Origin of the sequence: Candidatus Pseudomonas auctus, assembly GCF_048654275.1 — a bacterium.
GTDB classification, from domain to species: domain Bacteria; phylum Pseudomonadota; class Gammaproteobacteria; order Pseudomonadales; family Pseudomonadaceae; genus Aquipseudomonas; species Aquipseudomonas pharyngis.
The window spans coordinates 185929-207018 of record NZ_JBJYZK010000005.1 but is presented as its reverse complement, the minus strand read 5'-3'; the positions used below and the strand labels follow the sequence as shown (position 1 = coordinate 207018).

14 protein-coding genes are annotated in these 21090 nt (G+C 61.4%); 7 read left to right on the top strand and 7 right to left on the bottom strand.

The window, feature by feature from the left end; all coding sequences use genetic code 11:
• The first annotated feature begins 144 nt into the window (after positions 1-144).
• Together hexR and ACKUG4_RS12320 are read left to right on the top strand one after the other, a co-directional pair.
• Positions 145-1011, top strand: coding sequence for a transcriptional regulator HexR (gene hexR, locus ACKUG4_RS12325; protein WP_007954250.1), 867 nt, complete (start codon positions 145-147; stop codon positions 1009-1011).
• Positions 1012-1119: 108 nt separating this feature from the next.
• Positions 1120-1326 carry a PA3496 family putative envelope integrity protein gene (locus ACKUG4_RS12320; protein WP_007954251.1) on the top strand — a complete coding sequence of 69 codons (207 nt, stop codon included), beginning with the start codon at positions 1120-1122 and terminating at the stop codon, positions 1324-1326.
• On the opposite strand, the gene ACKUG4_RS12315 is transcribed toward ACKUG4_RS12320, so the two are convergent.
• A complete protein-coding gene (locus ACKUG4_RS12315; RefSeq protein ID WP_039765068.1) occupies positions 1268-2230 on the bottom strand; it encodes a LysR family transcriptional regulator in 963 nt (320 codons plus the stop codon). The genes ACKUG4_RS12320 and ACKUG4_RS12315 overlap by 59 nt on opposite strands.
• 190 nt (positions 2231-2420) lie before the next feature.
• Here ACKUG4_RS12315 and ACKUG4_RS12310 point away from each other — a divergent pair, with 190 nt between their 5' ends.
• Together ACKUG4_RS12310 and oadA are read left to right on the top strand one after the other, a co-directional pair.
• A complete protein-coding gene (locus tag ACKUG4_RS12310) occupies positions 2421-3836 on the top strand; it encodes an acetyl-CoA carboxylase biotin carboxylase subunit (protein WP_007954255.1) in 1416 nt (471 codons plus the stop codon).
• A gap of 11 nt (positions 3837-3847) precedes the next feature.
• Positions 3848-5656, top strand: coding sequence for a sodium-extruding oxaloacetate decarboxylase subunit alpha (gene oadA / locus ACKUG4_RS12305; protein WP_445434090.1), 1809 nt, complete (start codon positions 3848-3850; stop codon positions 5654-5656).
• 104 nt (positions 5657-5760) lie between these two features.
• On the opposite strand, the gene ACKUG4_RS12300 is transcribed toward oadA, so the two are convergent.
• Together ACKUG4_RS12300 and ACKUG4_RS12295 are read right to left on the bottom strand one after the other, a co-directional pair.
• Complete coding sequence (locus ACKUG4_RS12300; protein WP_445434089.1) at positions 5761-8001, bottom strand: autotransporter outer membrane beta-barrel domain-containing protein; 2241 nt, start codon at positions 7999-8001, stop codon at positions 5761-5763.
• Positions 8002-8173: 172 nt separating this feature from the next.
• Positions 8174-11131, bottom strand: a complete 2958-nt coding sequence (locus tag ACKUG4_RS12295; protein ID WP_445434088.1) for an autotransporter outer membrane beta-barrel domain-containing protein — start codon at positions 11129-11131, stop codon at positions 8174-8176.
• Between the two features lie 240 nt (positions 11132-11371).
• Between ACKUG4_RS12295 and ACKUG4_RS12290 the strand changes: the two genes are divergently transcribed.
• Both ACKUG4_RS12290 and ACKUG4_RS12285 read left to right on the top strand, forming a co-directional pair.
• On the top strand, positions 11372-12724 hold the full coding sequence (locus ACKUG4_RS12290) for a HipA domain-containing protein (RefSeq protein WP_445434087.1): 1353 nt from the start codon (positions 11372-11374) through the stop codon (positions 12722-12724).
• Complete coding sequence (locus ACKUG4_RS12285; RefSeq protein ID WP_445434086.1) at positions 12721-12999, top strand: helix-turn-helix domain-containing protein; 279 nt, start codon at positions 12721-12723, stop codon at positions 12997-12999. Before ACKUG4_RS12290 ends, ACKUG4_RS12285 begins: the two co-directional genes overlap by 4 nt.
• Before the next feature lie 30 nt (positions 13000-13029).
• On the opposite strand, the gene ACKUG4_RS12280 is transcribed toward ACKUG4_RS12285, so the two are convergent.
• Genes ACKUG4_RS12280 through ACKUG4_RS12270 form a run of 3 tightly spaced genes read right to left on the bottom strand, consistent with a single transcriptional unit; the run spans position 13030 to position 14794 of the window.
• Positions 13030-13701, bottom strand: a complete 672-nt coding sequence (locus ACKUG4_RS12280; RefSeq protein WP_445434085.1) for a GNAT family N-acetyltransferase — start codon at positions 13699-13701, stop codon at positions 13030-13032.
• A gap of 12 nt (positions 13702-13713) precedes the next feature.
• Positions 13714-14160, bottom strand: a complete 447-nt coding sequence (locus ACKUG4_RS12275) for a GNAT family N-acetyltransferase (protein WP_445434084.1) — start codon at positions 14158-14160, stop codon at positions 13714-13716.
• A gap of 10 nt (positions 14161-14170) precedes the next feature.
• The gene (locus tag ACKUG4_RS12270) at positions 14171-14794 is read right to left on the bottom strand and encodes an FMN-binding negative transcriptional regulator (RefSeq protein ID WP_445434083.1); all 624 of its coding nucleotides are present in this window, start codon (positions 14792-14794) and stop codon (positions 14171-14173) included.
• A gap of 92 nt (positions 14795-14886) precedes the next feature.
• Here ACKUG4_RS12270 and pdxR point away from each other — a divergent pair, with 92 nt between their 5' ends.
• On the top strand, positions 14887-16440 hold the full coding sequence (gene pdxR / locus ACKUG4_RS12265; RefSeq protein WP_445434082.1) for a MocR-like pyridoxine biosynthesis transcription factor PdxR: 1554 nt from the start codon (positions 14887-14889) through the stop codon (positions 16438-16440).
• A gap of 15 nt (positions 16441-16455) precedes the next feature.
• On the opposite strand, the gene ACKUG4_RS12260 is transcribed toward pdxR, so the two are convergent.
• Entirely contained in the window at positions 16456-21048 is a 4593-nt protein-coding gene (locus ACKUG4_RS12260; RefSeq protein WP_445434081.1) for a dermonecrotic toxin domain-containing protein, read from the bottom strand.
• Positions 21049-21090 lie beyond the last annotated feature (42 nt).

Genomic DNA, 21090 nt, shown 5'->3' with positions numbered 1-21090 from the left:
ACATGCAGCGCATGTCGCCTGATCCGGGGGGATCCGGTTACGCATTGAGCAGGCAAAAAGCCGATTCATGTAGTATAACTACAAGCTTGCTACATCCCTGGCATCTGGCCAAAGCACATCTTTCCATAACAAGAGTCCAGCCCCTTGAATCTGCTGCAACACATCGCCCAGTCACGTCACCTGTTACGCAAGTCGGAGCTCAAGGTCGCCGACCACGTGCTGCTTGACCCTGCGGCAGTGATGCACAGTTCCATGGCCGACCTGGCCCACAGCGTCGGCATCAGCGAGCCGACCATCGTGCGCTTCTGCCGGGCCATCGGTTGTTCCGGTTTCCAGGATCTGAAACTCAAGCTCGCGCAAAGCCTCGCGGCCGGCGCCAGCTTCGGTCAGTTCGCGATCCATGAAGACGACTCCGTCGCCGACTACAGCCTGAAGATTTTCGACACCACGTTGCACACGCTGATGGAGGTTCGCGAGAAGCTCGATCCTCTGGAGCTGCAACGGGCGGTGACGCTGATGTCCCAGGCCCAGCGCGTCGAGTTCTACGGCTTTGGTGCGTCGGGCGCGGTGGCGGCGGATGCGCAGCACAAGTTCTTCCGTTTGCTGCTGACCGCCGCGGCGTATTCCGACCCGCATATGCAGGCGATGTCGGCGGTGACGCTGAAGCCGACCGACGTGGCGATCTGCATTTCCCAGTCCGGCCGCTCCAAAGACTTGCTGATCACCGCCAACCTCGTTCGCGAGAGCGGTGCGTCGCTGATCACCTTGTGCCCGAGCCAGACGCCGCTGGCCGAGCTGTCGACCGTCAACCTGGCGATCGACGTTCATGAAGACACCGAAATCTACACGCCGCTGACTTCGCGTATTGCTCACCTGGTGGTGATCGACGTACTGGCGATGGGCGTGGCCATGGCGCGCGGGCCGAGCCTGGTCAACCACCTCAAGAGCGTCAAGCGCAGCCTGCGCAGCTTGCGGCTGTCGCCAAAATCGGTGAAAGCGCTGGATGACTGATTGTTGTGGGGTGCAGGCAATATTCATCTGCCTGTAACCCCGACGAAGCCAAACCGTCATCCCCCGGGCCTATCGTGAAACTCCCGTAATCGCCTTGGGAGACTCGAAATGGCTCAGCCTTACGAAGAACGCAACAGCGCCGCGAAAACCCGTCGTCAGCAGGAAGACCAGCGCCGCATGGAATTTCGCCGCGCTATCGAAGATCGCTTCGAACTCCGCCAGCTTCAGGCCGAAATCGGCGATTTTCCCGAGGACATCAATCACTGGCAGGCAGCGCCGGCAGCTTCCCGTCGAAGCGCTCAACCAGCGCGCTGATCTGCACCCGTTCGCTGCGGATAAACGCCAGGAAGGCGTGCGCCACCGGTGACAGCCGTTTGGCTTTGGCTTGCACCAGGCACCAGCTGCGAAACAGCGGCAACTCTTCGACCGGCAGCTCGACCAGGCCGCCGGTCGCCAGCTCCAGGTTCAGGGCGTGGCGCGTCAACAGCGCCAGGCCCAGACCCGCCACCACGCATTCACGCTGGGCTTCGGCCGACGCCACTTCCTGGGTCTGGGTGAAGTGCACGCGCTTCTCCTTGAAATACTCCTCGCAGGCCAGCCGCGTACCCGAACCCGGTTCGCGGATCAGCAGGGTGTATGGCTCGAGGTCCTGCAAGCGCAGCGGGCCCATGTGCGCCAGCGGATGATCCGGCCGCGCCACGGCAACGATCGGGTTGTTGAGGAACGGCAGGAATTCCAGGCCCATGTCCTGCGGCACCATCGACATGATCACCAGATCGTCGCGGTTGTCGGAGAGTCGACGAATCACCTGGCCACGGTTGACCACTGTCAGTTGCAGGTTCACTTCCGGATGCTGGCGCTTGAACGCCGCGAACAGGTGGGGCACGAAGTATTTGGCGCTGGATTCCACCGCCAGTTTCAACTGGCCCTGCAGCGAACCCTGCATGTCCGACAGCTGCATGTCGAGGTTTTCCAGGCGGCCGAAGATGTCCCGGCTGGCGCGCTGCAGTGCTTCGGCCGCCTCGGTCATGTAGAGTTTTTTGCCGACGTAATCGAATAATGGCTGGCCGATCAGCTCTTCGAGCTGACGAATCTGTAGGCTGACGGCCGGTTGTGTGAGCGACATTTCCTCGGCCGCTCGGCTGTAGGAACGTAAATCACACACTTCGTTGAAGATCTGCAATTGACGCAATGTCATACGCATCAGGGACTTACGCATTTTCTACTGACTCTGGCCATTGGCTGATGCAATGACTATAAGTCTTTACTTATGCCTGACCCAATTTTTATTCATTTTTGTTAATCCCTTGTCAGCGCTAGTGTGGGGCCGAGACCAGATTGAAACATTTGGTCACGTGCCGACCTGGGTCTAGCAGGTCGTGGTGCCACCGGCTCAAGGGAACCTCCAAGTGATAACAAAGATCCTGATCGCCAACCGTGGTGAGATTGCCGTACGAATCGTGCGTGCCTGCGCCGAGATGGGCATCCGTTCGGTCGCGATCTATTCCGACGCCGACCGGCATGCCTTGCATGTCAAGCGTGCGGACGAGGCCCACAGCATTGGTGCCGAGCCACTGGCCGGTTACCTGAACCCGCGCAAGCTGGTGAACCTGGCCGTGGAAACCGGTTGCGATGCACTGCACCCCGGCTACGGTTTCCTCTCGGAAAACGCCGAGCTGGCAGACATCTGCGCCGAACGCGGGATCAAATTCATCGGCCCGTCGGCGGAAGTCATTCGCCGCATGGGCGACAAGACCGAAGCGCGCCGCAGCATGATCAAGGCCGGTGTGCCGGTCACGCCGGGCACCGAAGGCAACGTCTCGGGCATCGAGGAAGCGTTGAGCGAGGGCGACCGCATCGGTTACCCGGTGATGCTCAAGGCAACTTCCGGTGGTGGCGGTCGCGGTATCCGTCGCTGCAACAGTCGCGAAGAACTCGAACAGAATTTCCCCCGGGTCATTTCCGAAGCCACCAAGGCTTTCGGTTCGGCGGAAGTGTTCCTGGAAAAATGCATCGTCAATCCGAAACACATCGAAGCGCAGATCCTCGGCGACAGCTTCGGCAACGTCGTGCATCTGTTCGAGCGTGACTGCTCGATCCAGCGTCGCAACCAGAAGCTGATCGAAATCGCCCCGAGTCCGCAACTGACCCCGGAACAGCGCGCCTACATCGGCGACCTGTCGGTGCGCGCGGCCAAGGCTGTCGGGTACGAGAACGCCGGCACCGTGGAGTTCCTGCTCGCCGAGGGCGAGGTGTACTTCATGGAGATGAACACCCGGGTGCAGGTGGAACACACCATCACCGAAGAAATCACCGGGATCGACATCGTCCGCGAACAGATCCGCATCGCCTCCGGCCTGCCGCTGTCGGTGAAGCAGGAAGACATTCAGCATCGCGGTTTTGCCCTGCAATTCCGGATCAACGCCGAAGACCCGAAAAACAACTTCCTGCCTAGCTTCGGCAAGATCACGCGCTACTACGCCCCCGGCGGACCTGGCGTGCGTACCGACACGGCGATCTACACCGGCTACACCATCCCGCCGTTCTACGACTCGATGTGCCTGAAACTGGTGGTCTGGGCGCTGACCTGGGAAGAGGCCATGGACCGTGGTCTGCGCGCGCTCGACGACATGCGTCTGCAAGGCGTGAAGACCACCGCCGCGTACTACCAGGAAATCCTGCGCAACCCGGAATTCCGTAGCGGCCAGTTCAATACCAGCTTCGTCGAAAGCCACCCGGAACTGACCAACTACTCGATCAAGCGCAAACCCGAAGAGCTGGCCCTGGCCATCGCCGCCGCCATCGCCGCCCACGCAGGCCTGTGAGGAATACAAGAATGAGCAAGAAGATCTTTGTCACCGATACCATCCTGCGCGACGCTCACCAATCGCTGCTCGCCACCCGCATGCGCACCGAAGACATGCTGCCGATCTGCGACAAGCTCGACAAAGTCGGCTACTGGTCGCTGGAATGCTGGGGCGGCGCGACCTTCGACGCCTGCGTGCGTTTCCTGAAAGAAGACCCGTGGGAGCGTCTGCGCCAACTGCGCGCCGCGCTGCCCAACACCCGTCTGCAAATGCTCTTGCGCGGGCAGAACCTGCTGGGCTACCGCCACTACAGCGATGATGTGGTCAAAGCGTTCGTCGCCAAGGCCGCGGTCAACGGCATCGACGTGTTCCGCATCTTCGACGCGATGAACGACGTGCGTAACCTGCGCGTGGCGATCGAAGCGGTGAAGGCTGCCGGCAAACATGCCCAGGGCACCATCGCCTACACCACCAGCCCGGTGCACACCATCGACGCGTTCGTCGCCCAGGCCAAGCAAATGGAAGCCATGGGTTGCGACTCGGTGGCGATCAAGGACATGGCCGGTCTGCTGACCCCATACGCGACCGGTGAACTGGTACGTGCACTGAAAGCCGAGCAGTCGCTGCCCGTTTTCATCCACTCCCACGACACCGCTGGCCTGGCAACCATGTGCCAGCTCAAGGCGATCGAAAACGGTGCCGACCACATCGACACCGCAATCTCCAGCTTCGCTTCCGGCACCAGTCACCCAGGCACCGAATCGATGGTTGCTGCGCTCAAAGGCACCGAGTTCGATACCGGTCTGAACCTGGAGCTGCTGCAGGAAATCGGCCTGTACTTCTACGCCGTGCGCAAGAAGTACCACCAGTTCGAAAGCGAGTTCACCGCCGTCGACACCCGTGTTCAAGTCAACCAGGTGCCGGGCGGGATGATTTCCAACCTGGCTAACCAGTTGAAGGAGCAAGGCGCCCTGAACCGCATGGGCGAAGTGCTGGCGGAGATCCCGCGCGTGCGTGAAGACCTCGGCTTCCCGCCGCTGGTGACCCCGACTTCGCAGATCGTCGGCACCCAGGCGTTCTTCAACGTACTGGCCGGCGAACGCTACAAGACCATCACCAACGAGGTGAAGCTCTACCTGCAAGGCGGTTATGGCAAGGCGCCGGGCACCGTGAACGAGAAGCTGCGTCGTCAGGCCATTGGCAGCGAAGAGGTGATCGACGTACGCCCGGCCGACCTCCTCAAGCCGGAAATGGCCAAGCTGCGTGCCGATATCGGCGCACTGGCCAAGTCCGAAGAAGACGTGCTGACCTTCGCCATGTTCCCGGACATCGGCCGCAAGTTCCTCGAAGAGCGTGCCGCCGGCACCCTCACCCCGGAAGTGCTGCTGCCGATCCCGGAAGCGGGCAAGGTGGCTTCGGCCGGCGGCGAAGGCGTACCGACCGAGTTCGTCATCGACGTACATGGCGAAACCTACCGCGTGGACATCACCGGTGTCGGCGTCAAGGCTGAAGGCAAGCGTCACTTCTACCTGTCCATCGACGGCATGCCGGAAGAAGTGGTGTTCGAACCGCTCAACGAATTCGTCGGCGGCGGCAGCAGCAAGCGCAAGCAGGCTTCGGCACCGGGTCACGTCAGCACCACCATGCCGGGCAACATCGTCGATGTGCTGGTCAAGGAAGGCGACACCGTCAAGGCGGGTCAGGCCGTGCTGATCACCGAAGCGATGAAGATGGAAACCGAAGTCCAGGCTGCGATTGCCGGCAAGGTCACTGCCATCCATGTTGCCAAAGGCGACCGGGTGAACCCGGGCGAAATCCTGATCGAGATCGAAGGCTGAGATAACGGCCTCGATACAACGCTTTAAACCTCGGGGGGGCATGTGCTCCCCTTTTTTTGCTTTCAAGGCGCTGCCGCAACGTGCGGCAGCAATCCCGTCTGTACTCAGAACGCCATTCGCCATTGGCCTGAGATGCCATGGCTACGGCTGTCGGTACCGATTTCTCCGGACAGTGCGACACCCAATGTGTGACTGTTCGAGACCGCAAGATCCAGCCCGGTGTCGAGTTTCAAGCTGTCGCGATCCAGTTTGGCGCCGTAAACAGTGAAGTCTTCAGTTTCCGTGGCCAGGCGTTGGCGGGTGCTGGTATAGGTCTCGCCGTAAACGTGTTTCCATCCCGCGCTGAGTCGTGGCGTGAGGCGCATGCCGTTATCCAGCGTGCTGACTTTCGCCATGCGCAGGCCGACGGTGGTGTTGAAGTTGCCTTGGGATTGAGCGTGAACCTTGAGCGCCGCATCCCCGCCTTTTTCGGTGTAGCCATCGCGGTGGTAACGCTGGTAGCCAAGGCCGGCAAATGGCTCGATGCTGACGTTGGCCCGACCCAGGTTGTATCCCGATTCGATGAACGCTTGCTGGGTGCTGGCCTGGTAGTTGCCTTTTAGCCGGTCATGGAAACGGCCGAACGCGACTTCGCGACGGGTATTGCCTTCATGACGGCTCCAGGCTGCGCCTAACCGAAGTGACAGCGGGCCGGTCTGGCGCAAGGCGTAGGCGCCGAGGTGCCAACTGTCGAGATCGCCGTCCAGTTCTTTGCTGTCGATGCGCGTGTCGGAGGTGCCGCCCATCAAGCCAAGACGCCAGTCTCCGTCGAGACGCCAGTCCGCGCCGAGCAGCAGTCCTTTGGTGGAGTGCTGCATGGGCTCCATATCGCGATCCAGTTTGCCGCGATGACCGAGGGCCTGCAGCCAGACCCTGCCGCTCTCGGCGTTTCCGGCCGCGTGGCGGGGTGCGTTTGGCTGGTTGTCATGCAGGTTATCGAGCTGGTGCATAGCCGACAGCAGGCTGGCGCTGACCGATGTGACGCTGCTCAGGGTTGCATTGGCGAGGTTGGCGGTGCTGCCGCCGGACAGTTGATCGAGGGCGACGGCGGCTGTGACTTTGTCGCTGGTCAGCAGGGCCGCGACGGCTGCGTTGCGCGGAATGGTCGAAGCCGCCGGCTTCGGAGGCGTGACAGGGGATTGCCGAGTTTGCGTTTGCAGGGGGCGTTCGGGAGGCTGTGACGTTCGGGATTGTGGCTCCCGTGCAGCATGAGAATCTGGCGTTTCTCGCGAAGCCTGGGTTTGGGCCGGGGATGGGTCTGGCAACGCCTGAGTTTCTTTAATGCTTTTACCGAGCTCGCGGCCGTTGTCACTGGTGGCGACTTGCTCGATGGGCACATCGTTGCGGGCATAAGTCAGGCCGACTCGCTTGGGGTCATCATAGTCCAGGGTCGGCGTCATGTAGGCCAGATCATTTTCGACGGTGCCGAACCGGCCCTCGACCTTGCCGGCCTCAAGGATGGTGTGCTGACTGCTTTGTGGATAGTCGCCGCTGGTGACCAGTTTCAGGGTCGCATCCCCGAGGCTGGCAGTGCCCTCGATGATGATGGTCGGGCTGTTGCCGGAAGCATCGACCGAGTAGGCCAATACCGCTGGGCGCGACAGGTTCAGGTCGCCCCTGATCCTGGGCGCGCCATACACCTCGTCAACGGAAAAGCGCCCCTGCACATTCAGGCCACCGACGATACCGCTGCCGGCGAAATGACCGTTCTCCTGTACATCCACGTTGCCGGCGATCAATCCAGAGTGCATCAGGTCTCCACCGGGCAACACCGTGACGTCTCGACCGATCCGTCCCCTGTTGATGAAAATGCCTTCGGTCAGCGCGCCGCCATGAATGTTCCCCTCGTTGACCAGCGAAGCCTTGGCGCGAATCAGCACGCCCGAAGTGAAGTCCCCCGAACCTGTGCGCGTCCAGGTTCCTTGCTTGACCTCCAGTCCCTTGAAGTTACGTGATTCGCCGAGCTTTCCTTCTTTGGCATCGAGTTGCAGTACGTTGTCACCGGCACCGCCATCAACAACTCCGGCGAAGCTGCCACGAGGCTTCACGATCACCAGATCGTTCGCCTCCGTCTGTTGCAGAGAAACCCCGTCCTTGGCTTTTTGCCCGCTCCTGATCGTGGTTGTAACCGTGTCCGGGGCTTTGATGAAGGCATCGAGTGCCGAGATCACTTGCTCCGGGGATTGCCTCAAATGCTGATCAAAATCCAGTTCAAGTTGCTGCGCCAGTGAATTCCCGGCGTAGCCAAGCGTCAATGCAATTGCGACAGCCAGGTGGTGAAGTCGGTGTATATGTCGAGCAGGCATCGGGTCAACCTCCGTGTTGGGAGGTCGAACTCTAGAACGGTGCGACGGGGTATCGATGTCAGACGGATCTGCCGAACATGCAGGGATTGTCGACTGTAGCGACAGTAAAGAGGCCCGTTTTGCTTAATGGGCCGCCTTTGCGTTCATCGTGTGGAACATTTGCCTACAGCATTCAAAAGTTTATCTGCCACTGCCCGATCAACCCGTGATTTCGGCTGTTGCTGCCAATCTCGCCGCTGTATCCAACCCCCAGCGTATGCCGCGAAGAAATGCCCAGATCCAGCCCTGCTTCGAGCACCAGACTGTCACGATCCAGCGAGCTGCCATCGACACTGAACGCCGTGCCGCCGACCACAAACGCCTGACGGGTCGAGCTGCTGACATCGCCGTAGGTGTGCTTCCAGCCAGCGGCCATGCGCGGGGTGAGGCTCATGCCATTGTCCAGCGAGCCGAGGTGCGCCAGGCGTACGCCGAAGGTGCTGCTGAAGTTGTCCTGAGTCTGGCTGTCGACCTGCAAGGCCGCCGCGCCGCCCTTTTCCTGATAGCGGTCGCGGTGATAGCGCTCGTAGCCGAGGCTGGCGAACGGTTCGGCGCTGAGCCGGCCAGTGCCCATGGCATAGCCGAGTTCGGCGAAGGCTTGCTGGCTGTCGGCGTCGTAGTCGCCTTTGGGACGATCGCTGAAACCATTGAACGCGATGGTGCGCTTGCTTTCGCCCTGATGGCCGCTGTACGCCGCGCCCAGGCGCAGGGCCAGCGGGCCGTTTTGATGCAGCGCATAAACACCGGCGTGCCAGCTCTCGACATTGCCGTCGACGCCGGTGGCGTCAAGGTCGGTCTTCGAATAGCCGCCGAGCACGCCCAGTCGCCATTGTGGATTCAGCGCCCAGTCGGCGCCGAGCACGCTGCCCTTGGTGCGCTGTTCCAGACCGCTGCTGCCGTGTTCGCCATCCAGCTTGCCATAGCCGCCGATGGCCTGCAGCCAGAGCCGGCCCCGGGCATTCGGGTCATTAAGGTTTCGCGCTTCGGACGGAACGCCGTTAGCCGCGAGGATCGGCGTATCACGCTGATCAAGACCGACCATCAAGCCGGGACTGCCACCCATTTGCTGCATGGCCGAGAGCATGCTGCTGCCAACCTGGCTGCTGGCGCCGAGGGTGGCGCTGGTGAGGTTGGCGTTGCTGGCGCCGGCCAGTTGCTCGATGGCCGCGCCCGCGCTGGATTGAGTGGTGTTGAGCAGGGCGTTGTACAGCGCATTGTTCTTGCCGATCGAGGCCAGGCTGTTGGCGGCGTTGCTGCCGTTGCCGGTGGCGGCGAATTCATTGAAGGCCACGTCATTGCGGGTATAGGTCAGGTCGACCTGCGTTGGTGTGTAGGCGAGGGTCGGCGTGAGGAAGGCGTAGTCGCTGGTGACCGCGCCGAACTTGCCGTTGACCTTCGCAGCCTGCAGCACCGTGTAATGGCTCTGCCACGGATAGGTTCCGCTACCGGGATTGACCGCCAGCGTCGCGCCGTTGAGGTTGGCCGTGCCGCCAACCTGAACCGGTGCGCTGCTGCCATCGGCGTTGACGCCGTAGGCGAGGGTGGATGCGCTGCCCATGTTCAAGTCGTGCACGATGGTCGCGGTGCCGAGGCGGGTGTCGGTGCGCAACGTGCCATTGACGTTGAGGTTGCCCACCGAACCACCACCCGCATACACACCACCGGCGTCCACGGTCAGATTGCCGGCGATGCCACCCTGGTTGACCAAAGTGGCGCCGTTGCGCACGGCACCGCCGTCGCTGAAGTCGCCGCTGCCGGTGAGCGTCCAGGCGCCTTGTTTGACTTCCAGCCATTCAAAGTTGCGGCTGGCACCGAAGCTGCCGCCCGCCGCGTCGTCCATCACCACCCGGTCGTAACCGCTGCCGCCATCGACCACGCCGACAAAGCGGCTGCCGCTGCGCAGGGTCAGGCTGTCATTGCCGCCACCCAGGTCCAGCGCCAGGCCGTTGCTGCCGCTGATCGTGCCGCCGTTGATCACGCTGTCGGCGAACTCTCCGACGAATTTCACGCCGAAACCGTCGAGACCCTGGATGGTGCCGTAGTTCTCCAGCGTGGTGGCCGCCAGCCCTGAACCGCCGCTTCCGTCATCTACCAGAATGGCGCTGTTGGCGCCGCTGATCAGTGCATCCTTGGCGTTGAGAATGTAACCGCCGCCCAGGGCAATGCCTTCACTGCCATTGGCGAAACCACCCTTGTCCACACCGCCGGCGCCGACGCCCTGGATGGTGCCGTAGTTTTCGATGTGGGCGATGTTGTCGATGTCCACGCCGTCGCCGTCGCCATTGGGTTGCAGCCCGGAATACGCGCCAGTGATGGTGCCGTGGTTGATCACCGTGCCGTCGCCATCGGAGCCGAAACCGGAGCCATTGCGCCCGGTGATCTGCCCGTAGTTGACCAGCGTCGCTCCCAGGTCGGTGGTGATGCCATGCCGGCCGCCGGAAATCACGCCGTAGTTGGTCACGCTGACGCCGGTCGCGGTGTCGATATCGATGCCGTCGAACTTCTGATCGGCATTGTGCGAGTCACCGGTGGAGATCTCGCCGTAGTTGCTGATGGTCGCATTGGCGCCGGTTTTCATGCCGTCGCTGGCGTCGCCACGAATCAGCCCGCCCGCGCGGTTGATGATCGTGGTTTTTACCCCGTCGCTGCGCAACGCATCCAGATCCAGGCCTTGGCCGGTGGTCGAGCGAATGGTGCCGCTATTGTCGATCAACAGGCTGCCGCTGACAAAGTTGCTGTCGATGCGAATCGCATCGTTGGAACCGAGAATCTGCCCGCCGCTGCGGTTATGGATGGCGTAGTTGCGCGCCTGGGTCAGATCGCCGCTGCTATCAATCGCCCGGCCACCGCTGGAAATGATCTTGCCGGCGTTATCGATGATCACACCGACGCCGCTGGTGCCGTCCTTCAGGCTCACAGCCTTGCCGCTGTTGGTGATGCTGCCCGGCGCCGAAATCGTCAGTGTGTCTTTACCGCCCAATGTTTGCGACGCGGTGGTGGCGGTGTCGATCTGCACGGTCTTGCCATGGGCGGCGCTGGTGGCGATCAGCAGGGCAATGGCAAACGACAGGCGCTGGGGCGGGAAGGGCATGGGCAGAACGTCCTTTTTGTTATAAGCGGGGCGTCCTGTATAGCGGAGGGTTTTTACAAAATGATGTCCATGGCGAACTCAGCGGCATCTGCATTATTTTGCGTTTATTTCGAGGTTTTAACCCTTCATCTGCACTTTACTGCATGTTGACGAGACTCCCGATCTTCTGAAATGCACTATATTGCATTTAAAGTTCACCAAACGACCGCAGTAATGCATTTAATTGCAGATGAGAGCCGCATGCACAACCTGACATTGCAGATATTCAACGCCGGCAAATGGCACGACGCGATGGTGTTGAGTTTCGACTCGCCCGAAAAAGGCTTCGAAAGCCGCTGCAGCTTTGGCTACGAGTCGGCGTATCTGGTCGAGAACATCGAGGTCATCGGCTCCCCTTTTTCCAAGGCCGTGAGTGCGCTGTTCCCCCTTGATTGGGAAGGCCGGCGATCCATCACCCCTGCATTCGTGCATGACATCGCGCCGGCAGGCGCCGCTAAAAGGTTTCTTCTTGCACGTCTGGGGCAGGAGAAACCTGCAGGCATCAGTGCCGATCTTTATCTGCTTGGTCGCTGCACTCCGGCTCCGATCGGCAACATGCGGATAAAAGAATCGGCCGAGGCTGTCGATGAGCGCAAGCCCATCGGTTTTCAGCGTCAGGAGGTCGTCAGCCGTGACCACCGCTTCCTTGAATATGCCTATGAAATGGGAGCTGCGATTGGTGGGGCGACAGGGGCCGGAGGTGAGGCTCCCAAGATTCTTCTGGCAGAGGATCACGCCGGTCTTTTGTATCCCGATGCCGTGCTGGATGATGAAAACGTCCATCAGCACTGGTTTGTGAAGTTCGCCCGGAATAAGGGAGGTCAAACCGATCAAGACATCCTGCGCAGCGAATTCCACTACTACCAGGCGCTTCAGGCACTGGGCATCGAAACCGTCGCGGCAGAAGGTCTGGCGTTAGAGGAAGCGAACAAACCCAGCTTGTGGGTGCAGCGTTTTGATCGCCAGGTGACGAGCCGTGGGGTAGAGCGTTTTGCCGTGGAGTCGATTTATTCGCTGGCCGAAGTGACGACGCCGGGAAGCGCGATGAACCATATGGATGTCATTCGCATGCTCGCCGAGCTCTGGCGCAATGCGGGGCAAGCGGATCAGATTCCGGCGCTGGTGGCGGACTATTTACGCCGGGACCTGATCAACAAGATTCTTGGCAACTCGGACAACCACGGTCGCAATACCGCAATCATTCGTGACGAGGGCTCGTATCGTTTGGCCCCCATTTATGATCTGGCCCCCATGGTCATGGATGACGAAGGTGTGACCCGCACCACCAAATGGCCAAAAGAGCTGGAGAGGGCGGGAGATGTCGATTGGCGAGGGGTTTGTCGCGCATTGGCGGATATTTCCGATCCGGATGACCCATTGGCAGGGTTGTCCGACGCGCCGAAATCTTTCGAGCGCCTGCGTGAAGACGCGCAGTGCCTGGCCGAGTTGCCGGACATTTTGAGCGCCAGCGGTTTGCCTGACCGGACAATGAATCATCCGGGCGTCCACCTGAAAAACCTGGAGCAACGATTGAAAGAATGGGATCTGAAATGAGCATGACCGTCGTCGAGCGCACCTTGCTCATCGAAAGCATTCAAGAAGCGCTGGCTGAAGGAACCGTAGAAATCGGTGAAGCCGTTCGCCGTTTGCGCGTGGAGGTGACCGGGCTGCATCAGACCCAGTTCGCGAAGATGTGCAAGATTTCGGTACGCACGCTGGTGCACATCGAACACGGCGAGGGTAATCAGACACTGAAATCGCTGAATGCCGTGTTCCGCCCGTTTGGACTGAAAATGGGCGTGGTACGGGTTCGGCGAAACAACAGCTGAACCCGCAACCCGCTTAGTGTCGATCGAGTTTCAAGCGCGGCACTCGACCAACCCCTTCACCTGCCCATCCGCCGTCTGATTCTCATCGCTCAACCAACGTTCGAACCCGGCCGCAATCGCCGGCCATTCCGAATCCAGAATCGAGTACCACGCGGTATCGCGGTTCTGGCCCTTGACCACCATGTGTTGGCGGAACACGCCTTCGAAGCTGAAGCCCAGGCGCTCGGCCGCGTATTTGGAGCGGGCGTTGCCGTTGTTGCATTTCCATTCCAGGCGGCGGTAGCCGAGGGCGAAGGATTCCCTGGCCAGCAGGTAGACCGCCTCGGTGCTTTTCGGCGAGCGCTGCATCGGGGCGCCGAAGGTGACGTGGCCGATTTCGATGCGGCCCTGAGCCGGGACGATCGACATCAGGCTGAGGATGCCTTGCACCTGGCCGCTGGCGCGGTCGATGACGCTGAAGAAATACGGATCGCTGTGGGCGGCGTGGTTGTTCAGCCAGTCATTGAAGGCACTGCGTTCCGGAAACGGGCCGTAGGGCAAGTAATCCCAGAGTTTCGGGTCGGCGCCGGGGCCTTGCAGGGCATTGAACAGGTCGTCGCCGTGGCGCGCCGGGTCGAGCTTTTCCAGACGGATGAAGCGGCCTTCGATCAGGGTGGTCGAGGGCGGCGGCACGCCTTTCCAGTCAGCGGGAGAAATGGTCATGCGCGTGGCTCCTTAAATGGCTTTGCGAAACTGGATGAAACCCGGGCGTTCGGCGATGCGCTCGTAGAGCTGGATCGCCGTGGCATTGGTTTCGTGGGTCAGCCAGTGCACCTTGCAGCAACCGTTGGCCTTGGCCGTGGCGTAGACGTGTTCGATCAACAGGCGACCGACGCCGGTGCCACGGGTTTGCGGCTCCACCAGCAGGTCTTGCAGGTAGCAGGAGTTTTCGATGCTCCAGTTCGAACGATGGTAGATGAAATGCACCATGCCCACCGCTTTGCCGTCAGCCCAGGCGAGGGCGGCGTGGGTTGGTTCGTTCGGGTCGAGAAAGCGCTGCCAGGTGCTTTGGCTGACGGCGTCCGGCAATTCCGTGTTGTAGAAGCGCAGGTAGGCCTGCCACAGCGGCAGCCAGGCGGCGTGATCGGCGGCGCTGACCGGACGGATGTCGATCTGACTCATGGTGATTTCCTTAACGCATCAAGTGAGCGAGGGTTTGATCGTTGATGTCGGGGCTGGCAGCCAGGCCTTCGCGCACGCCGGCGATGTCTTCGGCGCTGCGGTTCTGGCTGAGCTTGCGCTTGCCTTCGAGGCGGTCGATCGGAATGGCGAACCCGACGATGGCCTTGAGCATGCCGTCGATGTAATCGGCCGGGGCATCGTCGACCGACCAGGGCTGGGCGCGGCCCGCTTCATGGCGATTGGTGAGGGTGCTGACGATATCCAGCAGCCGACCGCCATCGCTGAAGGTTTCGGCGTGACCGTAGGCGTGCACGGCGACGTAGTTCCAGGTTGGCACGACTTTGCCGTGCTCGGCCTTGCTCGGGTAAAAGCCCGGGCTGACGTAGGCATCGGCACCGGGGAAAATCAGCAGGGCCTCGGCGCCGTCGCGCAGGTCTTTCCACTGCGGATTGGCCTTGGCCAGATGCCCGTACAGCGTACCGTTCGGACCTTGTTCACGATGCAGCAGCACCGGCACATGACTGGCCTGCAAGCCTTGTTCGCCGTGGCTGACCAATATGGCGAGGCGGGTGGCGAGGATCAGTTCGTGCAGTTGGGACAGGTCGTCGATGGCAAAGGCGCGGGGTGTGTACATGGAGAAAATTTCCTTGGCGAATGCCTGCATCGTAGGCAGGCTATTGGTCTGTTGTAAGAGCCATTGATGACCAATTTCATAGGTCCATTGTCATGCCCGATCCGACCACACTGTCGCTGCCGTTCAACCCTGCCGGTATCGAACTCGACCGCCGCAAAGGCCTGAGCCGTCAGCTCTACCAGGCCTTGCGCCTGCGGGTACTCGACGGGCGCCTGGCCAGCGGCACGCGGTTGCCGGCGAGCCGTGATCTGGCGGCAGCACTGGCGATTTCCCGCAACAGCGTGGTGCGTGCCTACGATCAGTTGTATGCCGAAGGCTTTATCGAAGGGCGGGTCGGGGACGGCACTTACGTGGCGCAATTACCGCAATCGCTGGCGCCCGCGAAAAAACTATCCACAAAAGTATCCACAGGGTTTTCAACAGGCTTACCCACAGCCTTATCCACATTTTCGTTAGATTCCACTGGTGATTTATCCAGCAAAGTTATCCACAGCGGTGCGTTGCAGCGGCTTGAACAGAACCATTTACCGACGCCACCAAGCGGTCCGCCGCGAGCATTCCGGGTCGGTGTTCCGGCCTTCGATCTGTTCCCGTTCGACGTCTGGGCCAAGCTGAACGCGGCGTTCTGGCGCAAACCCGATTTGCAGCAGCTGTGTTACGGCGACCCGGCAGGCGATGCGCGCCTGCGCGGTCTGATTGCCGCTTATCTGCGAAGTTCGCGGGGTATGCAGTGCTCGGCTGAACAAATTGTGATCACCAGTGGCGCTCAACAGGGAATCAGCCTTTGTGCACAGTTGCTGGTAGAGCCGGGCGCCGGGGTGGGCATCGAGAATCCCGGCTATCGCGCAGCGGGTCATGCGTTCGCGCTGGCCGGTGGTCGATTGCATGGCATTGCCGTGGACGAAGAGGGTATCGACTGCGCGGCACTGGCGGCTGCCGAAGATTGCCGGGTGGCGTATGTCACGCCGTCTCATCAATACCCGACCGGGGTGGTGATGAGCCTGGCCCGTCGTCTCGAACTGCTGGCCTGGGCCGAGCGCACTCAGGGATGGATCGTCGAGGATGATTACGATGGTGAGTACCGCTACACCGGTGCGCCACTGGCCCCTCTGGCTGCACTCGACCGGCAAGGACGGGTGTTGTATGTGGGGACTTTCGGCAAAGTGGCGTTTCCGGCCTTGCGCCTGGGATATCTGGTGTTGCCGCCGGGCCTGGTCGAGGCTTTCTCGCAACGTCGCGCGGTAGACGTACGGCATTCCGAAGTCAGCACTCAGGCGGTGATGGCCGAGTTCATGGCCGCCGGCCATTTTCAGCGGCATATCCGCAGGATGCGCCGAGCCGCCCTGAGCCGGCGCGACACCTTGATGAGTGGCTGGCCGCAGGAGGTCGAGGGTGTCGGCCCGCTGCCCGCAGTCTCCGCCGGCCTGCATTTGACGGTGCCGGTGGAGAGCGTCGAGCGCGAGCGCCAACTGATCGAACTGGCGCGCAGCGTAGAGGTTGAGATCAGCGGATTGAGTAACTACTGGCTGCCCGACTCGCTGACCCCGCTCGATCGGCGAGCCGGTCTGGTGCTGGGTTTCGCCGCCGTCCCGGAGCCGGCGATCGATTCGGCGCTGGGCCGTTTGCGCCGGGCCTGGCGGGTGTGAGCCTGCGACGTGACGTCAATCGTCGACCGGGTCGCGGGGCTGCGGCTTCAGGAACAGGTCCCGAACCACCGGATCGACAATTTTACGCAGCGCATTCTCGACCGCATCGAACGTGCTCAAGGATTGCCGCGTCGCCGCGTCGAGCGTTTGCAAGTAGGGCTCGGCGGGTTTGAGGTGGGCGGTGGTGTATTTCGCGTCGGGGTCCTTCAGGGCGTCGTAATGGAAATGCGCCACCCAGAGCGGTTCATTATTGCGGGCTTTGTCGAGGATCCGGTATTCCTGAAAATAATCCCCGCGTTGCCGGGTGCGGATGCGTCCGCGTTCATCCTTGACCACCTCCACCAGCCCGTTGTCATACAGCCAGTGAAAGTACGCCTCCCGGGGTTTGCGTTGCTTGAGCATCGCGGCATAGGTGCTGATGCCTTCGGTCCGGGTGCGTTGCGCTCCGTTGCGTAGTTCCTGACTGAGAGAGGCCACCGGCAGAGGGGGGCGCCCAGCCCTTTGCTGGGCTGCGAGCGCAGCGTCGACGTCGCTGGCCGTTTGCGTGAGCCTGACCGATTGCTGTTCGAACATGTCACGAATGTCCGCTGGAATGCGGCCGGGACGTTTGGCATCTTCCCGGGTTGTACGGTTGAACTCGTTGATTTTCAGATTCAGTTCCAATGCCCGCGCGATGACATCGACGGCATCAGATTTTTTGGGGAGCCGCGAACGCGACAGTTTGATAAAGGGGATTTCCCTGATAGCACCGGACTCTTCGCTCTCGCGTGACGATTCGCTGGCGCCCTGACGAGGGCGGCTCTTGCTGACCTTCACCCTGGGTCTCGACGTCGACGGTCCCGGCTGCGAAACGGACACGACCGACTGCTCGGTGCGCTCCGGTAGTTCTGCGACCAGGCGCGCGCCGGCCAGCGCATGGAATTCACCGATCAGCTCATGGATGCGATCCAGTCGCGCCTGCACGAACAGTCCCGGGTGGGCGGCGGGCAACTGCTCGATTTCTTGCGCGAGGCTGGCGAAGCGGTCGTTCAAGCGGGCCAATTGCTCGATTCGTTGGTGCTGCGCGCCAGCGATCGGTTCAGCCCTGGTCAGCTCGATCAGGTCATGGCTGGCAGTCGAAGCGTTGCCGGTGATGAGGTTGACGGCTTCTCGGGCATCTTCCATGGCCGGGCCGGGCTGTTCGCGCACGCACCATTCGTAAGCCATGCTGATTTCGTTGGCCTTGAGGTCCAGATCGGTGAACGCCGGAAGCAGCCGTTCCAGATCGTGCCCCACTTTGCTCGAAATCCCCGCCAGTTGCCCCAGGGTGTCCAGCGACTGACGCAGAACCTGCCGTCGGGCGATCATCTGGTCGCTCAGTGCCGTGGCTCGGGTGGTGATATCGATCTGTTCGTCCCGTGACAGGGAGATATCTGTGCTTGCACTGTTGGCGAATTTTTCGGTCATTTGTGCATAGACACGCATCTGCAGGCGCAGTGCACCGCCCAGGCATCGGTGTTGTTCTGCGGTCAGGCGCATCAGTTGGGACTGATAGAACACGCCACCGCCTCCGCTCTGACGCCAGGTTTCCAGGTGTCCGAGCGCCTGGGTGTATTCGTCACCCAGCGCCTCGGCCAACGCCAGGTAGCGTTGGGCCCTGGGTTCGAATTCACTCGAGGAACCGTCCCGTGGCAACTCGAGCAGGGCGCTGCTCACTGCGTTTTTGCGGGTCACTTCCTGCGCCATGAACTGATGAAGGGCCGTCCAGGCTTTTTCCTTGTTTTGCGCCTTGGCGCGCCGCAGCGCCTCGATTCGCCCGGTCGGGCTGCCTCCGCGCAGTCGCAGTTTCGGGTCCCAGTGCCACTCACCCAGCGTGTCATCGAATTTGATGGCCAGGCCGGTATGCGAAGGGTCGGCCGGGTCTACGATGCAGACCGGTTCATTGTCGGGCGCCGTCACTTGAAACCAGCGCGCTCCCACGCGTGCGCATAACCGATCGCCGAGGGTGTAGAGGTGGCTGACCGGGGAAATCGAATGTCCGTCCAGATCCGGATCGGGTATTTGGAAACGCTCCAGCATGGCCGTGAATCCGGCGCTGGTTGACGGTCGTACCAGAGTGCCTGGCTCGACGCTCGACAGATGGTTCGGGGCAATCACGTCGGTCATGGCGTTTGCGTTGAAACGGATGGTCGGCGGCGTTGGCGGGAAAGCACCGGAAACGGCGGGTATCTCTTCCAGTGTCTGTTCAGCCGAGGTCTCGAACAGCGCCAGGGGCGTACGACTGCGCAGCGTGGCGATGTGCTGCGTCAGGATGATGCCGAGGGTCAGCAGGATGTCTCCGACGGAGCGCCACTCCACCAGCGTGTCTCCCTGTTCCCGGGCATCGATTGCCTGCTGGATCTGTTCGATGGTTTGCCAGACCCACACGGCGGTGCCTGCTGCGCCAACCATGAAATTGGACGCGATACTGAACACCGCCCAGCCGCTGTTCGCGAGCAAGGCTCGCCGACGTTCGCTGTTGGAGACTGACTGGCGGTCGGCCAGTTCGGCCAGCGCCTGGCTGTTGGCAGTGTGAAGGGCGTCGAGGATATCGCCGGTCAGCGGCGTATCGTCCAGTCCGATCGGGCCGATCAAGTCGAAGTGGATAAAGGGCTCGAACGCCATCCGGGGAATGATCCAGGGTGACGGAATGCCGCTGGAAAAAACGAACTGGGCGTATTCGAAACTCAGCGACGGGCTGGCCAGCCAGGCCAGCACCGAGTCTCGCAACTCTCCAGGCTGATAAATCGCGTAGAGCAGGTTTTGCGGGGAAGCGAACTGCCGCAGCGGGGTGTCCGACAATGGCCGGTAAAGCACACAGGGGCCCAGCTCCGGCTCGCGCGGCCCGATGATGAACGTGTTGGCCACCGTGTCGGCCACGTTGCTTATGCGGTATCGAGGCCTGAAGGCCAAAGGGCGGATGTACACGCCGGGCTCGGTGTCGGACTGTCCCGCGCTGATGGATGCCATCAGTTGACAGATATACGTGTAACCGCGCTCGTCGACATCGCCTCGATGCCGGAGCTTACACTCCAGGGCCAACAGCGGCAGCAGGGTCGGCAGCTGGCGCCGGTAGCGGGCCCTGTGGCGGGCGGCCTGTTGCGGGTCGTCGATCAGTGCCTTTTTTATCAGTGCCGGATAATGGCCTCCAATATCGACCTGCTCTGCCATCTGCGTCAGGTAGTCGACGGTCAACCATGCCGGCACGCCATGGCCATTGGTGAACGCGACGCTGGCGAGATACGGCGTGGTGTTTTCAAGGGCGAACTCACCGAGGGTCTGATGTTCCTGCTCCAGAGGGTTGGGCAGGGTCAGGCCGGCAACCTCGAAGCTGTGAGTGACGGTTATCTGCAGGTCGTCGAGCGGCAGCGAGGCGGCGTCTTCGGCAGCCTTGTCGGCGACAATCGCCTCGCGCATCTGTTGTTGAGCGTAGGACTTGATCGAAAGCAGAGGCTGTCCGACGTTATCACTCGGTTCCTCCTTATGAAGCCTTCCGAGTTCGACGATGTAGCGTGTGTAAGCCTGAAAATCACGGATCGATCCCGTGTTAAGCCACTTGGGAATGGCCCGGTTCAACTGGCTGAGCCGGGCATGGTCCCTGCCGCTTAAATGCCTGTTGTGCGATGGCGAGGAAAGGGCAGTCGGAACGACGGGGCGGTTGGCGGGATCAAGGGCCTTGATGTCGTCCAGCTGAATGTTCACCAATGCCCACGTACAACTGTCGAAAATGTTTTCCTGCGGCTCCACCAGTCGCCACTCGAGGCTGCGCCCGCTCAGGTCCAGGTCGAGGCGTCCGGGCAGTGACTCTCCCAGTTCGGCAAGGGACGAAAACGATTCGTGGCCGGCGCCGATGGTGTACATCAAAAACCGTTCGCGCTGTTTGACGGTCGCGGTCAGCACGATCGCGCCTGCGATGGTCAAGTGAGTGGTGTTCGAGCCCTCGACCAGGTCGATATCCAGCAGGCAAGCGCGGATCTGGCTGAATCCGTTTAGTGTCGATTGACGCATGGGCTTTTCCGGATGGTTGGCCACCCACCGCCCCAGGGCGCAGGCGTCGGCATCCCAGCCAACCGCGGATTGCACGTCCACGGCGGTTTTCAACGTGTCGGACAGCTCCTGCCAGCGGGGGCAATGTGCGCCGGTTCCATTCCAGTAGTCGAGTTGTTGCTGTGCGAAGGCGATGAAAAAGAATGCGGCGTGCTCGTTGAGCAGCGATGTCAGCTCATCCATGTCGACGGCCAGGTGAGTGGCCGGTTGGGCGTCCGGCGTGACCGTCAGGAAATGTTCGCCTTCGATCAGGTTCGCTCGGGTTTTCTCGACACTCTGTCGGATGAGCGCGTGGGTCAGGGATTCGAACCGGAAAGACTCGATCGCGAACCCTTGTTCATCGTCGCGCCAAACCGGAGTGGCGAGCATGGTGTGATCGGGGTCGATCTGCAGGTGTGCATAGTGCTTTCCCAGCGCCTGTTGCAGTAGCGTCGAGGCCACCTGATTCAGCGTCGGGCCCTGGCTGATCAGATCGATCAGCCGGCTCTGTTCGAGCAAAAACGGGGAAGAGGCAGGCGTGGTGCCGGCGGCGGTTTCAGTCATGGTTCAGATCCCGTGTGAAAGGGCAGCGCGGCTGGCGGCCCT

Coding starts and splice junctions, on each gene's coding strand:
- ACKUG4_RS12300 (WP_445434089.1), bottom strand. CDS start 8,001: ATGCCTGCTCGACATATACACCGACTTCACCACCTGGCTGTCGCAATT.
- ACKUG4_RS12285 (WP_445434086.1), top strand. CDS start 12,721: ATGAGCATGACCGTCGTCGAGCGCACCTTGCTCATCGAAAGCATTCAA.
- ACKUG4_RS12260 (WP_445434081.1), bottom strand. CDS start 21,048: ATGACTGAAACCGCCGCCGGCACCACGCCTGCCTCTTCCCCGTTTTTG.
- ACKUG4_RS12320 (WP_007954251.1), top strand. CDS start 1,120: ATGGCTCAGCCTTACGAAGAACGCAACAGCGCCGCGAAAACCCGTCGT.
- ACKUG4_RS12315 (WP_039765068.1), bottom strand. CDS start 2,230: ATGCGTAAGTCCCTGATGCGTATGACATTGCGTCAATTGCAGATCTTC.
- ACKUG4_RS12280 (WP_445434085.1), bottom strand. CDS start 13,701: ATGACCATTTCTCCCGCTGACTGGAAAGGCGTGCCGCCGCCCTCGACC.
- oadA (WP_445434090.1), top strand. CDS start 3,848: ATGAGCAAGAAGATCTTTGTCACCGATACCATCCTGCGCGACGCTCAC.
- ACKUG4_RS12295 (WP_445434088.1), bottom strand. CDS start 11,131: ATGCCCTTCCCGCCCCAGCGCCTGTCGTTTGCCATTGCCCTGCTGATC.
- ACKUG4_RS12275 (WP_445434084.1), bottom strand. CDS start 14,160: ATGAGTCAGATCGACATCCGTCCGGTCAGCGCCGCCGATCACGCCGCC.
- ACKUG4_RS12270 (WP_445434083.1), bottom strand. CDS start 14,794: ATGTACACACCCCGCGCCTTTGCCATCGACGACCTGTCCCAACTGCAC.
- ACKUG4_RS12290 (WP_445434087.1), top strand. CDS start 11,372: ATGCACAACCTGACATTGCAGATATTCAACGCCGGCAAATGGCACGAC.
- pdxR (WP_445434082.1), top strand. CDS start 14,887: ATGCCCGATCCGACCACACTGTCGCTGCCGTTCAACCCTGCCGGTATC.